The organism is Pseudomonas sp. MDV22-iso1 (genome assembly GCF_058145095.1).
The window spans coordinates 277642-291979 of the sequence record NZ_JBYVMF010000001.1 but is presented as its reverse complement, the minus strand read 5'-3'; the positions used below and the strand labels follow the sequence as shown (position 1 = coordinate 291979).

Here is a 14338-nt window from a genome sequence, read left to right as displayed (position 1 = left end):
CCGACGAATGAAACACTCGCTTGAGAAAATGGATTGACCTGCGCCGTCCGCCGTGAATACACTCTGCGCAAAGCCACTTGTATACAATTACAAAACGTAAGAGGCACAAAACCATGAGCAAAATGAGAGCAATCGAAGCCGCCGTTCTGGTGATGCGCCGTGAAGGGGTTGATACCGCTTTTGGCATCCCCGGCGCCGCGATCAACCCGCTGTACTCCGCCCTGCAGAAGGTCGGTGGCATCGATCACGTCCTCGCTCGCCACGTTGAAGGCGCCTCGCACATGGCTGAGGGCTACACCCGCACCAAGGCTGGCAACATCGGCGTGTGCATCGGCACTTCCGGCCCTGCCGGTACGGACATGGTCACCGGGCTCTACAGCGCCTCGGCCGACTCGATCCCGATCCTGTGCATCACCGGGCAAGCACCCCGCGCCCGTATGCATAAGGAAGACTTCCAGGCCGTCGACATCACCGCAATCGTCAAACCTGTCACCAAATGGTCGACCACCGTCATGGAGCCGGGCCAAGTGCCCTACGCGTTCCAGAAAGCCTTCTACGAAATGCGCTCCGGCCGTCCAGGCCCCGTGCTGATCGACCTGCCGTTCGACGTGCAGATGGCTGAAATCGAATTCGACATCGACGCCTACGAGCCACTGCCGCTGGCCAAGCCGACCGCGAACCGCGTGCAAATCGAGAAGGCCCTGGCCATGCTCGATCAAGCTGAGCGTCCATTGCTGGTTGCCGGTGGTGGCATCATCAATGCCGATGCGGCCGACCTGTTGGTCGAGTTCGCTGAACTGACCGGTATCCCGGTTATCCCGACCCTGATGGGCTGGGGCACCATCCCGGACGATCACCCGTTGATGGTGGGTATGGTCGGTCTGCAGACCTCGCACCGCTACGGCAACGCGACGATGCTCAAGTCCGATCTGGTGCTGGGCGTCGGCAACCGTTGGGCCAACCGCCACACCGGTTCGATTGACGTTTACACCGAAGGCCGCAAATTCATTCACGTCGACATCGAACCGACCCAGATCGGCCGCGTGTTCACCCCGGACCTGGGCATCGTTTCCGACGCCGCTGCCGCGCTGACCGTGTTCATCGAAGTCGCTCGCGAGTGGCAAGCCGCCGGCAAACTGAAAAACCGCAGCGCCTGGCTGCAAGATTGCCAACAGCGTAAAGCCAGCCTGCACCGCAAGACTCACTTCGATAACGTGCCGGTCAAGCCGCAACGCGTTTACGAAGAGATGAACCAGGTGTTCGGCAAAGACACCTGCTACGTCAGCACCATTGGTCTGTCGCAGATTGCCGGCGCTCAGTTCCTGCACGTCTACAAGCCTCGCCACTGGATCAACTGCGGCCAGGCGGGCCCATTGGGCTGGACCATTCCGGCTGCGCTGGGCGTGGTCAAGGCAGATCCGACCCGCAAGGTCGTGGCGCTGTCGGGCGACTATGATTTCCAGTTCATGATCGAAGAATTGGCCGTGGGCGCGCAGTTCAAGCTGCCGTACATTCACGTTGTGGTAAACAACTCGTACCTGGGGCTGATTCGTCAGGCGCAGCGCGGTTTCGATATGGACTACTGCGTGCAGTTGTCCTTCGATAACCTGAACGCTCCGGAACTCAACGGTTACGGTGTCGACCACGTCGCAGTGGCCGAAGGTCTGGGCTGCAAGGCACTGCGCGTGTTCGAACCGGATCAGATCCAGCCTGCCCTGCGCAAGGCTCAGGAACTGATCGAAGAGTTCAAGGTGCCCGTCATCGTCGAGATCATTCTGGAGCGCGTGACCAACATTTCCATGGGTACCGAGATCAACGCCGTCAACGAATTCGAAGACCTGGCGTTGGTCGGCAACGACGCACCGACTGCGATTTCGTTGTTGGATTAAGAACGACCTTGTACCTGTAGCAGCTGCCGAGGCACGAGGCTGCGTTGCGTGTCCGCAGGACCGCCGCCGGGGGCCGCTTCGCAGCCCAACGCAGCCTCGTACCTCGACAGCTGCTACAGGGAACTGAATTTACAGGAGACCACCATGCCGCGTTTCGCAGCCAACCTGTCCATGCTGTTCACCGAACAGGATTTCCTTGCCCGTTTCGAAGCTGCCGCCAAGGCTGGTTTCAGTGGTGTCGAGTACCTGTTTCCTTACGATTTCAGCTCGGCTGAAATCAAAGCCACGCTCGACGCCAATGGCCTGACCCAAGTGCTGTTCAACTTGCCGGCCGGTGACTGGGCCAAGGGCGAACGCGGCATCGCGTGCCTGCCGGATCGGGTGGAAGAATTCCGCGCCGGTGTCGACCTGGCCATCGCTTACGCGCAAGTGCTGGGCAACACCCAGATCAACTGCCTGGCCGGTATTCGTCCACAAGGTGTCGACGACGCCACGGTCGAAAAAACCTTCGTCACCAACCTCAAGTACGCAGCCGACAAGCTGCAGGCGGCGGGCATCAAACTGGTGATGGAAGCGATCAACACCCGCGACATCCCGGGGTTCTACCTGAACAACACGGCGCAAGCTCTGTCCATTCGCGAACAGGTCGGCAGTGCCAACCTCTTCCTGCAATACGACATCTATCACATGCAAATCATGGAGGGCGACCTGGCCCGCACCATGGCTGCGCACCTGGGCGAGATCAACCATATCCAGTTGGCCGACAACCCGGGACGCAACGAACCTGGCACCGGTGAAATCAATTACCGCTTCCTGTTCGAACACCTGGACCGCATCGGTTATCAGGGATGGGTCGGCTGTGAATACAAACCGCTGACCACCACTGAAGCCGGCCTGGGCTGGCTCAAAACCCATAACGCAATTTGATCTGACGCAGAACCCTTGTGGGAGCGAGCCCATGTGGCGAGGGGATTTATCCCCGTTCGGCTGCGAAGCAGTCGTAAAACCGGCACATGCGCTCTACCTGACTCACAGCGAAAACAAATTTGGGGCCGCTTCGCTGCCCAACGGGGATAAATCCCCTCGCCACAAAGCTCACCGACTCAGGGTCGGGAGCAAGACAATAAGAGGAATTTCTCATGGCTAAAATCGGATTTATCGGCACTGGCATCATGGGCCACCCAATGGCGTTGAACCTGCAGAAAGCCGGTCACAGCCTGTTCCTGTCGCAACACCACGACGCTGCGCCCGCCGACCTGATCGCCGCTGGCGCCGTCGCCCTGGCGAACCCGAAAGAAGTCGCTCAGGAAGCTGAATTCATCATCGTCATGGTGCCGGACACCCCGCAGGTCGACGACGTGCTGTTCCGCGCTGACGGCATCGCCGCCGGTGTTGGCAAAGGCAAAGTCGTGATCGACATGAGCTCGATCTCCCCAACCGCCACCAAAGCCTTCGCTGCAAAAATCAACGAAAAAGGCGCCCAGTACCTCGACGCGCCAGTGTCAGGCGGTGAAGTCGGCGCCAAAGCCGCGACCCTGAGCATCATGGTCGGTGGCGATGCCGATGCCTTTGAACGCGTACTGCCGCTGTTCCAGGCCATGGGCAAGAACATCACACTGGTGGGCGGCAATGGCGACGGTCAGACCGCGAAAGTGGCTAACCAGATCATCGTTGCGCTGAACATCCAGGCTGTCGCCGAAGCCCTGTTGTTCGCCTCGAAAAACGGTGCCGATCCAGCCAAGGTGCGTGAAGCGCTGATGGGCGGTTTCGCCTCGTCGAAAATCCTTGAAGTGCACGGCGAGCGCATGATCAAAGGCACCTTTGATCCGGGCTTCCGCATCAGCCTGCACCAGAAGGACTTGAACCTGGCCCTGGCCGGTGCTCGCGAGTTGGGCATCAACCTGCCGAACACCGCTAACACCCAGCAAGTGTTCAGCACCTGCGCGGCCATCGGTGGCAGCAACTGGGATCACTCGGCGCTGATCAAAGGTCTGGAACACATGGCGAATTTCTCGATCCGCGATAAATAACAACAATCTGAAGCTGGCTCGGTCCCTGTGGGAGCTGGCTTGCCTGCGATAGTATCGACTCGGTCTGCCCGAAATACCGCGTCGCCTGAATCGCAGGCAAGCCAGCTTCCACAGGACCGCGTCGCAACACCTGATTTCGCTTTGTCCCAATAACAAGAATTCCGGGAGCTCGCCATGTCGATCGATCCGCAACAATTTCTTCGCGACCTGTTCGCCACCGCCATCGACGCGGCCCATCCTCAACAAGTCCTCGAAGCTCACTTGCCCACTGATCGCAGCGGTCGGGTGATCGTCATTGGCGCCGGCAAAGCTGCCGCCGCCATGGCCCAAGTCGTCGAGCGTTGCTGGAAGGGTGAAGTCTCCGGCCTGGTCGTTACCCGCTACGGCCACGGCGCCCCGTGCGAAAAAATCGAAGTGGTCGAAGCTGCCCACCCGGTGCCCGATGCTGCCGGTCTGGCCGTCGCCAAGCGCGTGCTGGAACTGGTCAGCAACCTGACCGAAGACGACCGCGTGATCTTCCTGCTGTCAGGCGGTGGTTCTGCATTGCTGGCACTGCCGGCGGCCGGGATTACCCTTTCCGACAAACAGTCGATCAACAAAGCCCTGCTCAAATCCGGCGCCACCATCGGCGAGATGAACTGCGTACGCAAACACCTCTCGGCGATCAAAGGCGGCCGTCTCGGCAAGGCCTGCTGGCCTGCCACTGTTTATACCTATGCGATTTCCGATGTGCCGGGCGACCTCGCCACGGTCATCGCCTCCGGCCCGACTGTGGCCGACCCAAGCACCTCCGCCGAAGCGCTGGCAATCCTCAAGCGCTATGGCATCGATGTCCCGGCGACCGTACGCGATTGGCTACAGAGCCCGGAATCGGAAACCGTCAAACCGGGCGATCCAAGCCTGGCACGCAGTCATTTCCAGCTGATCGCCCGGCCCCAGCAGTCGCTTGAAGCGGCCGCGGTGAAAGCACGTCAGGCCGGTTTCAGCCCATTGATCCTCGGCGACCTGGAAGGCGAGTCCCGGGAAGTGGCCAAGGTTCACGCCGGCATCGCGCGCCAAGTGGTGCTGCATGGGCAACCACTGCCGGCACCGTGCGTGATCCTTTCCGGTGGCGAAACCACCGTGACCGTGCGCGGCAATGGCCGTGGCGGACGCAACGCCGAGTTCCTGCTGAGCCTGACCGACAGCCTCAAAGGCTTGCCCGGCGTTTACGCCCTGGCCGGTGATACCGACGGCATCGACGGTTCCGAAGACAATGCCGGCGCCATCATGACCCCGGACAGCTATGCCCGCGCCGCCGCGTTGGGTCTGAGCGCCAGCGATGAGCTGGATAACAACAATGGCTACGGCTACTTCGATGCACTCGACGCCCTGATCGTTACCGAGCCGACGCGCACCAACGTCAATGACTTCCGCGCCATCCTGATTCTCGAGAGCCCTAAAAATGACGCCTGACAAAAAGGTCAAAATTCTCGCCACCCTCGGCCCGGCCACCGATGGCATCGACGACATCCGTGAGCTGGTCGAGGCCGGGGTCAACATTTTCCGTTTGAATTTCAGCCACGGCGATCACGCGGATCATGCGCAGCGTTATCAGTGGATTCGTGAAGTCGAACGCCAACTGAACTACCCGCTGGGCATTCTGATGGACCTGCAAGGCCCGAAACTGCGGGTCGGTAAGTTCGCCGAGGGCAAAGTGCAACTGGTGCGTGGCCAGGCATTGCGCCTGGACCTGGACCCGACACCGGGTGATCAGCGCCGCGTTAACCTGCCCCACCCGGAAATCATCGCGGCGCTGGAGCCGGGCATGGACCTGCTGCTCGATGACGGCAAGCTGCGTCTGCGAGTGGTCACCAAATACGCCGACGCCATCGATACCACCGTGCTGAACGGCGGTGAGCTGTCGGACCGCAAAGGCGTGAATGTGCCGCAGGCGGTGCTGGAACTGAGCCCGCTGACCGCCAAGGATCGTCGCGACTTGAGCTTCGGCCTGGAACTGGGCGTGGACTGGGTGGCGCTGTCGTTTGTGCAACGTCCGGAAGACATTCGCGAAGCCCGCACATTGATCGGCGACAAAGCGTTTCTGATGGCCAAGATCGAGAAGCCATCGGCGGTCACTCAATTGCGCGAAATCGCTGAGCTGAGCGACGCGATCATGGTGGCGCGTGGCGATCTGGGCGTTGAAGTACCCGCCGAAAGCGTGCCGCAGATTCAAAAGAACATCATCACCATCTGCCGCCAGCTCGGCAAACCGGTGGTGGTGGCGACACAGATGCTCGAATCCATGCGCTTCTCCCCTGCCCCGACCCGCGCCGAGGTGACCGATGTTGCCAACGCCGTGGCCGAAGGGGCCGACGCGGTGATGCTGTCGGCGGAAACCGCGTCCGGCGAGTACCCGCTGGAAGCCGTGCAGATGATGAGCAAGATCATCCGCCAGGTGGAAAACGGCCCGGACTACCAGGCTCAATTGGACGTGAGTCGGCCAAAAGCCGAGGCCACTGTTTCCGATGCGATCAGCTGTGCGATTCGTCGTATCAGCAACGTGTTGCCGGTGGCGGTGCTGGTGAATTACAGCGAGTCGGGGACGTCCAGTCTGCGTGCGGCGCGCGAGCGTCCGACGGTGCCGATTCTCAACCTCACACCGAACCTGCAGGCCGCGCGCCGCTTGACCGTGGCGTGGGGCGTGCACTCGGTGGTCAATGACCGGCTGCGCCAGGTAGATGAAGTGTGCTCGACGGCACTTGAGATCGCGCAAGCGCAGGGCATGGCTCAGCGTGGCGACACGTTGTTGATCACCGCGGGTGTGCCCTTTGGGCAGCCTGGGTCGACTAACTCGTTGCGTATCGAGACATTGATCTAGCGATTACCCCTGTGGCGAGGGAGCTTGCTCCCGCTCGGCTGCGAAGCAGTCGTCGTTTTGGCATGACGATTTCAACAGAAAGACCGCGTTGCCAGATTTGGGCTGCTACGCAGCCAGCGGGAGCAAGCTCCCTCGCCACAGAGTTCATGCAAGTCCTTTGATTTTCCTCTGCCCTAGATTCCATCATGCCCGCCAACCACTTCAACACCCACTGCCCCGACTGGGCGACTGCCCTGCTCAACGGATTCAGTCAGATCTTCCTCCAGCGCCATCCGCTGTGCGGTCTGCTGTGCCTGCTCGCCATTCTCTTTACCGCGCCCACCCTGCTCGGCGGCGCGCTGCTGGGTGGCGTCGCCGGATTGCTCACCGCGCAACGTCGCGGTTACGCCAAGGCCGATCGCCAGGCTGGGCTGTTCAGCTACAACGGTGTCCTGCTCGGTTTATTGCTGAGCCTGTATTTCCCCTGGTCAGCGCTGTTACCCCCGCTGATCATCGCCGCAGGCGGGCTGAGTGCGATGGTCACTCAACAGTGGCTCAAACGCGCGCGCTTCAGCCAATACCTGCCGGCCTACACGGCGCCCTTCGTGGGCCTGGGCTGGTTGCTGCTGTGCTTCGCCACGCCATCGACCACCGCGCACCTGATCGAAATCAACACGCAGAACATGCTCGCCGCACCGTTCAAAGGCCTCGGCCAGGTGATGTTCCTCGGTCATCCACTGGCCGGCGCGATGATTGCGACGGGTTTGCTGATCGCTGATCGCCGCGCGTTTTGCTGGGCGTTGCTGGCGTCTGTCGCGGGCATGGGCTGGAGCCTGCTGCACCACGACTTCTATACCGCCTTGATCGGCCTCGGTGGCTACAACGCCGTGCTCGCCGCCCTCGCCTTCAGCTCACAGCGCGAAAAGCCCTGGTTACCGCTGGCCGGTATCGCCACGGCGCTGTTGCTCACGCCGGTGTTTGCCACCCTTGGTCTGCCGACGCTGACCGCGCCCTTCATCCTCGCTTGCTGGCTAATCCGCTCGGTTGTTCAAATGCGCCGCAAAACCTCTGTTGCCCATACGCCTTGCGCTCTGGAGGAGAATCAACCTAGGCTTCGCTGATCATTGGTTCAGGCGGTATCCATGGACAGCAGCAGAAACTGGCGTGAAGAGCTTTACGTCATGGTTTTCCAGAGCGACACCAAGGCAGGACGGCGCTTCGACGGCATTTTGCTGTTGATCATCCTCGCCAGCATTGTGATTGTGATGCTCGACAGCATCGACTCGATCCACCAGAACTACGCCAACGTGCTGGCGTATATCGAGTGGGGCTTCACAATCATTTTCGCCATCGAGTATGGCTTGCGGTTGTATTGCTCCCCCAAGCCGTTGCGCTATGCCTTCAGCTTTTACGGGTTGGTGGATTTGCTGGCAATCGTGCCCGGCATCCTCGCGCTGTACTACGCCGACGCGCAGTACCTGCTGATCATCCGGATCATTCGGATGCTGCGGATTTTCCGCGTGCTCAAGCTCAGCCCCTACCTCAAGCAAGCCAACTACCTGATGTCGGCGCTGCGCGGCAGCAAGCAGAAGATCGTGGTGTTCCTGGTCAGCGTGTGCACGCTGGTGACCGTGTTCGGCACACTGATGTACGTGATCGAAGGCCCGGAGCATGGCTTTACCAGCATTCCAAAAGGCATCTACTGGGCCATCGTGACGCTGACCACCGTGGGCTTTGGCGACATCGTGCCGAAGACGCCCTTGGGCCAGGTGATTTCGTCGCTGGTGATGATCACCGGCTACTCGATCATTGCCGTACCGACAGGGATTTTCACCGCTGAATTGGCCAACGCCATGCGCGGGGAACAGCTGCAACACGACTGCCCGGTGTGCAAGAAAAACAGCCACGAAGCGGGCGCCGCGTTTTGCTCGCGGTGCGGCAATCAACTGTTCAAGAAAATGGAATAAGCAAAGAGCTTTTTAATCTTTAAAGGACTATGCGGCTCCCGTTATAGTCGCTGGCAAATTGCCTCACTTTTAATAAAAAACAACTTTTCGAACAAGGAATGCGCAGTGAAAAAAATCTTTGGCGCCTCGCTTCTGGCTGCTGGCCTGGCTTTGACCAGCATGGCTCAGGCCGCTCCGACCCTGCTTAACGTTTCCTACGACGTGATGCGCGATTTCTACAAGGACTACAACACTGCCTTCCAGAAACACTGGCAGGCCGAGCACAACGAAAACATCACCCTGCAGATGTCCTTCGGCGGCTCCAGCAAACAGGCGCGCTCGGTCATCGACGGCCTGCCGGCTGACGTCATCACCATGAACATGGCCACCGACATCAATGCCCTCGCCGACAACGGCAAACTGGTCCCGGACAACTGGGTTACCCGCCTGCCGAACAACAGCGCACCGTTCACCTCGGCCACCGTGTTCATCGTCCGCAAGGGCAACCCGAAAGCCCTGAAAGACTGGCCGGACCTGCTCAAGGATGGCGTGCAAGTCATCGTGCCAAACCCGAAAACCTCGGGTAACGGGCGCTACACCTACCTTTCGGCCTGGGGCTATGTGCTGAAAAACGGCGGTGACGAGAGCAAAGCCAAAGACTTCGTCGGCAAGCTCTTCAAGCAAGCGCCTGTACTGGACACCGGCGGCCGTGCAGCCACGACCACTTTCATGACCAACCAGATCGGCGACGTGCTGGTGACCTTCGAAAACGAAGCGGAAATGATTGCCCGCGAGTTTGGTCGCGAACAGTTTGAAGTCATCTACCCAAGCGTCTCCGCCGAAGCCGAGCCGCCCGTGTCGGTGGTCGACAAAGTCGTCGACAAGAAAGGCACCCGCGCCGCCGCCGAGGAATACCTGAAATACCTGTGGTCCCCGCAAGGCCAGGAAATTGCCGCAGCCAACTACCTGCGCCCGCGTGACCCGGCCGTGCTGGCCAAGTACACCGATCGTTTCCCGAAAGTGGACTTCCTGTCGGTCGAGAAGACCTTCGGCGACTGGCGCACCGTGCAGAAAACTCACTTCAATGATGGTGGGGTGTTTGATCAGATCTACAGCGGTCAGTGATCGCTGAGCGGTAACGAAAAGGCGACCTGAGAAGGTCGCCTTTTTTTGTGGGCTCTAAAAGTGTACGGCCCCCCTGTGGGAGCAAAGCGAGGTACCTGCGAAGAACGCCGGCTCTATCAAGGAATGACCGCCTCAACCTCAATCTCGATCAGCCACTGCGGCAATGACAGCCCACTGACGATGATCCACGAAGACGCGGGTGGATTGTCCGGGAACCGTTCCAGCAATACGCGGGTGATCTGATCCTGTTCATCTCGCACAGATTCGGCGATGTAGATCCGCATCATGACCACGTGGGACAGGTCTCCACCGGTCCCGGCCAGGATGCTTTGGATATTCTCGAAGGCTTTCACCGTTTGCCCGTAGAGGCCTGCCGCAACGGTACGCTCCTGCTCATCAACGCCCACCTGACCCGACAACAGCACGCGACGCCCACTGCTCACCTCAACCGCCTGACTGAAGCCGTATTGGAGTGAGTTGAAGACGGTTGACGGGTTGATCGTTGTTAGCGGCATGGAAAACTCCCTGTTGGTTGAACGAACCGGGGAAGCTAAACCAGCGTCGTTTCAGGGTCCATGGGAAACACTACGGCTGCAATATCTGGACATGTTACAACCGAAAACAATGGCATTTTGTGGCGAGGGAGCTTGCTCCCTCGCCACAGATTTAGCCGTTACGCTTGAGGGTCGATGTTGTCCAGCGCGCGGTTCACTGCGAGTTCGGCCAGCATGACGATCTGCGCAATGCCCAGTAGTGCGTTGCGGTAGGGCCCGTGTAGAAACCCTGCCAGATCACTGGCCATGACATTCGCCGAGGCCAGGGATTCGCAGGCGTGGGCCAGCAAGGTTTCGGTGTCGATATCGGGCGCGATCGTGAACAGGGGGGTGGGTTTGCGGGGGGTGTCGGTGCTTTTTTGGCCGCCGGATTTCAGGTAATCCTGGAGGGTGTCATGGGGAGAGTCAGTGGGAATGCCGGAGTGGATTGAGGCGTCGGGGGTTGTGCTTTCGCCGTCTGATTCCGGGGGGTTGGGGGTTGGTTTGAACATGGTGATGCTCCTTGATTAGTGGAGCCGCCACGGTTCGCTGCGAAACGAAGGGAGGTGGCAGCTGTACGCAGGTTCGCAGACCGGGAATCAAGGAACCCGGCAGACCCGAAGATCTCCCACGCACAGCCGCCATAACGCAATGCAGTAGGCGAAGAAAAAGCGCCAACTGAACGGAACGGTGGCGCTGAGCGCCTTGATTGACCCGAGCTGCGAAACCCGATCACTGATGAGCAGTGAAGGAAAGCAAGCTACGGAAGGTGTCCAAGGCGCACAAGCCGGCGGATTCTGAAGTAGTTGTAGGCAACGACGCAAGGTGACGTAGCCTCCTGCCTACACGCAAATGATGCGATGTTTTTCAGACCGCCATCGCGAGCAGGCTCGCTCCTACAATAAATAGTCGCCAGACACGCAATTGTGCCTGCACCACAGACCCACTGTAGGAGTGAGCCTGCTCGCGATGTGGCCAGTACAGCCACTATCACTGTTGACTGTTAAAACGCCATCGCGAGCAGGCTCGCTTGTACGCAATTAAATCTTCTTTGCTCCTACAGAGGTTGAGCGCTATGGCCTACATCGGCGGTGTAACACCGTCCTTGCCGGCGGAAATCAATTGAGCCGTTAACGTGCCGTTAGCGCTTTGGGTGACGAAGGTTACGATCTTCCCCTCCACTTTCTGCTGACTCCAATCCCCCGGAAACCCTATTCACGACAAATCGAGAAGCAAGAAGATAAGCACGCTATCGAACAGGATGTAAGTGAATGTATCATCAAGCCTTGAAATCAATCCGCAACTGGGCAGCACTCATTCCGCAAGGGAATGATCACTATTAGTCCAACCACTCTTCCGCCGTTTCAGCCTGCCGCTTAGCCTGCATGCAGTCCCCTATTGTTCAGCGAGACACGTTATGAATCCAGCGACCTCAGTGCCCACCGGCACGGCGACAATGACCCGAGGCATGGTGCTGCTTTTCGCCTTTTGCTGCGGCGCGATTGTGGCCAACATCTACTACGCCCAGCCGATCATCGGCCTGATCGCACCGGACATCGGCCTGACCAGCACCATGGCCAGCCTGATTGTTTCGCTGACCCAGATTGGCTACGCGTTGGGCCTGTTCTTCCTCGTCCCGTTGGGCGATCTGCTGGAAAACCGCCGGCTGATGATCATCACCACGCTGGTGGCGATAGCCAGTTTGCTAGGCGCGGCGTTTACGGATCAGCCGAACGTGTTCCTGTTGATTTCATTGCTGGTGGGGTTCAGTTCGGTGTCGGTGCAGATCCTGATTCCACTGGCGGCGCACCTGGCACCGGAAGAAACCCGCGGACGTGTGGTCGGCGGGATCATGGGCGGTTTGTTGCTGGGGATTCTGCTGGCGCGACCAGTGTCCAGCGTGGTGGCTGACCACTTCGGCTGGCGGGCAATGTTTGTCATTGCGGCGGCGTTGATGGCGGCGATCAGCCTTGTGCTGGCCCTGACCATCCCCAAGCGTGAGCCTGATCACAGCGCCACTTATGGTCAGCTGCTGGGCTCGCTCTGGACACTGCTGCGGACACAACCGGTGCTGCGTCAGCGTGCTTTCTACCAGGGCTGCATGTTCGCGACCTTCAGCCTGTTCTGGACCGCCGTGCCGCTGGAACTGACGCGCAATCACGGCTTGTCGCAAACCCAGATTGCGATTTTTGCTCTGGTCGGGGCGATCGGCGCCATCGCGGCCCCCATAGCTGGACGGCTGGCAGACGCGGGTCATACCCGTATCGCCTCTCTGCTGGCGCTGGTGTTCGCCAGCCTGAGCTTTCTTCCGGCCTTCATCCACCCGGTCTACAGCGTCATCGGTCTGGCGGTGACGGGCGTAGTGCTCGACTTCTGTGTGCAGATGAACATGGTGCTTGGCCAACGTGCGGTCTACGCACTCGACGCCAAGAGCCGCAGTCGCCTGAATGCGCTGTACATGACCAGCATCTTCATCGGCGGCGCGTTCGGCTCTTCGGTAGCCAGTGCGGTGTACGAGCATGGCGGCTGGTTGTGGATCGTGATTGTCGGCAGCGCGTTTGCGCTGCTGGCGCTGGTGCGGTTCTTGAGTGTTTCGCAGAGGGAGTCGCTGGCAGCGGCCTAACCCTTAAAACGCATGGCGGGCGACGCGGAGTTCCAGTCAGAAGCCGCTTCCATTATTTAATGGGGTGCCCGTCAATGCAGTCCAACAAGCGTTCGACCGTGTGCTCCAGCGGCCCGGAATTGTCGATCACACACAACGCCGGATCGTGCTCTGCGAGCAGTTGTTCACTGAAACGCGCATTGCGTGCCAATCGTGCGTCAATCTCGTCGACCGATTCACGTCCCCGCGCCAGCAAGCGCTGGCGCAGCACGGTTTGGTCCACGGTTAGTAACAGCACCAGCAGGTTCGGATAACGCAGGCGCGTCGCCGGCAAATGACCGCGCGAGCCATTGACCAGCACGTCGTGCCCCGCTGCCAGCCAATCGTCGATGTCACGTGGAATGCCATACGCCAGGCCATTGGCGCGCCAGCTAAGGGCAAATCCGCCCTGCGCCTCGATCGCCAGGAATTCCTCCAGGCTGACGCCTAGTGCCGCCTCCCCCACGGCTTCCGCGGAGCGGGTGATGACGCGCCGCACAACGCGACAGCCGCGCTCGGCCAAAGGCGCTCGAGCGGCATCCAGCAGGCTGTCCTTGCCCGAACCTGAAGGTCCGATGAGATAGATCATCCTGCCCGCCATCAAAACACCCTCTTCGTTTATCGCCGCGCATGTTGAACGACGCTGGGGGTGTACCCGATCAATACGTAAACCCGAAACTTTTCCAGCATGAACAAGAAAGGAACCTCAGAGGTACGCATACTTTTGTGGCGAGGGGATTTATCGAAACGTCGCACCGCCCCGTTGGGCTGCGAAGCAGCCCCAAAAGCCGCAACCCAGGTGTATCAGGTACACCGCGCACTCTGATTTCACGACTGCTGCGCAGCCGAACGGGGACAAGTCCCCTCGCCACGAATGTATGCGCTGCGCTTTTATCTATGTATCACTGTCCGAATTGACGCCCCAAACCACCCGGCACGCCATGGATATCGGTATCTTCCCAAGGCCCGTTCGGGCTGATCGAGCGGCTCCAGCCGTTGTTCCACCGATAGTAAGTGCGCTGACGATAGAAGGTGTTGGTCTGATCATCCAGCACATAGACGCCTAGCTTGGCATCCCAGTGACTGTTGCCACCCGGTGGCGGCGCGAAGCTTGCGGACGTGCGCGGCAACGGTTTTGCAGGCTTGGCCGGAATGCTCGGCTTGCTCGGCGTTGGCGACGTCGAGGGCGTCGGGCGGGGCTGCGAGGGTGGGATCGGTGGCAGCGGCGTTTGCGTTGGCTCCGGCCGCTGGACCGCACATGCGCTTAACCCCATGACCATGGTGATGAGGGTGATACGAGCGATGGCGATCATAGGCGCTTCCTTTGTTGTCCCG

General features: G+C 59.9%; 13 protein-coding genes. 9 read left to right on the top strand and 4 right to left on the bottom strand.

Features of this window, described 5'->3' with window-relative positions:
- Positions 1–113: 113 nt before the first annotated feature.
- From gcl to AC3ZVB_RS01305, 8 genes are all read left to right on the top strand, one after another.
- On the top strand, positions 114–1889 hold the full coding sequence (gcl, locus tag AC3ZVB_RS01340; RefSeq protein ID WP_194690636.1) for a glyoxylate carboligase: 1776 nt from the start codon (positions 114–116) through the stop codon (positions 1887–1889).
- A gap of 144 nt (positions 1890–2033) precedes the next feature.
- On the top strand, positions 2034–2816 hold the full coding sequence (gene hyi, locus AC3ZVB_RS01335; protein ID WP_194690637.1) for a hydroxypyruvate isomerase: 783 nt from the start codon (positions 2034–2036) through the stop codon (positions 2814–2816).
- Positions 2817–3028: 212 nt separating this feature from the next.
- The gene (locus tag AC3ZVB_RS01330; protein WP_162435957.1) at positions 3029–3919 is read left to right on the top strand and encodes a 2-hydroxy-3-oxopropionate reductase; all 891 of its coding nucleotides are present in this window, start codon (positions 3029–3031) and stop codon (positions 3917–3919) included.
- 174 nt (positions 3920–4093) lie between these two features.
- Complete coding sequence (locus AC3ZVB_RS01325) at positions 4094–5374, top strand: glycerate kinase type-2 family protein (RefSeq protein ID WP_490145571.1); 1281 nt, start codon at positions 4094–4096, stop codon at positions 5372–5374.
- Positions 5364–6779 carry a pyruvate kinase gene (pyk, locus tag AC3ZVB_RS01320; protein ID WP_162435955.1) on the top strand — a complete coding sequence of 472 codons (1416 nt, stop codon included), beginning with the start codon at positions 5364–5366 and terminating at the stop codon, positions 6777–6779. The genes AC3ZVB_RS01325 and pyk overlap by 11 nt, the downstream gene beginning before the upstream one ends.
- A 185-nt stretch (positions 6780–6964) precedes the next feature.
- Complete coding sequence (locus tag AC3ZVB_RS01315; protein ID WP_162435954.1) at positions 6965–7879, top strand: urea transporter; 915 nt, start codon at positions 6965–6967, stop codon at positions 7877–7879.
- Positions 7880–7900: 21 nt separating this feature from the next.
- Positions 7901–8725: an ion transporter gene (locus tag AC3ZVB_RS01310; RefSeq protein ID WP_162435953.1), complete on the top strand. Its 825-nt coding sequence runs from the start codon at positions 7901–7903 to the stop codon at positions 8723–8725.
- 105 nt (positions 8726–8830) lie between these two features.
- Positions 8831–9829, top strand: a complete 999-nt coding sequence (locus AC3ZVB_RS01305) for a sulfate ABC transporter substrate-binding protein (protein ID WP_194690639.1) — start codon at positions 8831–8833, stop codon at positions 9827–9829.
- Between the two features lie 116 nt (positions 9830–9945).
- Here AC3ZVB_RS01305 and AC3ZVB_RS01300 read toward each other — a convergent pair whose 3' ends face one another.
- Both AC3ZVB_RS01300 and AC3ZVB_RS01295 read right to left on the bottom strand, forming a co-directional pair.
- Positions 9946–10344 carry a RidA family protein gene (locus tag AC3ZVB_RS01300; RefSeq protein WP_490145570.1) on the bottom strand — a complete coding sequence of 133 codons (399 nt, stop codon included), beginning with the start codon at positions 10342–10344 and terminating at the stop codon, positions 9946–9948.
- Positions 10345–10502: 158 nt separating this feature from the next.
- Positions 10503–10874, bottom strand: a complete 372-nt coding sequence (locus AC3ZVB_RS01295; protein ID WP_162435950.1) for a DUF6124 family protein — start codon at positions 10872–10874, stop codon at positions 10503–10505.
- Positions 10875–11779: 905 nt separating this feature from the next.
- Here AC3ZVB_RS01295 and AC3ZVB_RS01290 point away from each other — a divergent pair.
- The gene (locus tag AC3ZVB_RS01290; protein ID WP_490145569.1) at positions 11780–12985 is read left to right on the top strand and encodes an MFS transporter; all 1206 of its coding nucleotides are present in this window, start codon (positions 11780–11782) and stop codon (positions 12983–12985) included.
- 52 nt (positions 12986–13037) lie between these two features.
- On the opposite strand, the gene phnN is transcribed toward AC3ZVB_RS01290, so the two are convergent.
- Positions 13038–13604 carry a phosphonate metabolism protein/1,5-bisphosphokinase (PRPP-forming) PhnN gene (phnN, locus tag AC3ZVB_RS01285; protein ID WP_490145568.1) on the bottom strand — a complete coding sequence of 189 codons (567 nt, stop codon included), beginning with the start codon at positions 13602–13604 and terminating at the stop codon, positions 13038–13040.
- A 301-nt stretch (positions 13605–13905) separates the two neighbouring features.
- Positions 13906–14316, bottom strand: coding sequence for a hypothetical protein (locus AC3ZVB_RS01280; RefSeq protein WP_162435947.1), 411 nt, complete (start codon positions 14314–14316; stop codon positions 13906–13908).
- Positions 14317–14338 lie beyond the last annotated feature (22 nt).

Coding starts and splice junctions, on each gene's coding strand:
- gcl (WP_194690636.1), top strand. CDS start 114: ATGAGCAAAATGAGAGCAATCGAAGCCGCCGTTCTGGTGATGCGCCGT.
- hyi (WP_194690637.1), top strand. CDS start 2,034: ATGCCGCGTTTCGCAGCCAACCTGTCCATGCTGTTCACCGAACAGGAT.
- AC3ZVB_RS01330 (WP_162435957.1), top strand. CDS start 3,029: ATGGCTAAAATCGGATTTATCGGCACTGGCATCATGGGCCACCCAATG.
- AC3ZVB_RS01325 (WP_490145571.1), top strand. CDS start 4,094: ATGTCGATCGATCCGCAACAATTTCTTCGCGACCTGTTCGCCACCGCC.
- pyk (WP_162435955.1), top strand. CDS start 5,364: ATGACGCCTGACAAAAAGGTCAAAATTCTCGCCACCCTCGGCCCGGCC.
- AC3ZVB_RS01315 (WP_162435954.1), top strand. CDS start 6,965: ATGCCCGCCAACCACTTCAACACCCACTGCCCCGACTGGGCGACTGCC.
- AC3ZVB_RS01310 (WP_162435953.1), top strand. CDS start 7,901: ATGGACAGCAGCAGAAACTGGCGTGAAGAGCTTTACGTCATGGTTTTC.
- AC3ZVB_RS01300 (WP_490145570.1), bottom strand. CDS start 10,344: ATGCCGCTAACAACGATCAACCCGTCAACCGTCTTCAACTCACTCCAA.
- AC3ZVB_RS01295 (WP_162435950.1), bottom strand. CDS start 10,874: ATGTTCAAACCAACCCCCAACCCCCCGGAATCAGACGGCGAAAGCACA.
- AC3ZVB_RS01290 (WP_490145569.1), top strand. CDS start 11,780: ATGAATCCAGCGACCTCAGTGCCCACCGGCACGGCGACAATGACCCGA.
- phnN (WP_490145568.1), bottom strand. CDS start 13,604: ATGGCGGGCAGGATGATCTATCTCATCGGACCTTCAGGTTCGGGCAAG.
- AC3ZVB_RS01280 (WP_162435947.1), bottom strand. CDS start 14,316: ATGATCGCCATCGCTCGTATCACCCTCATCACCATGGTCATGGGGTTA.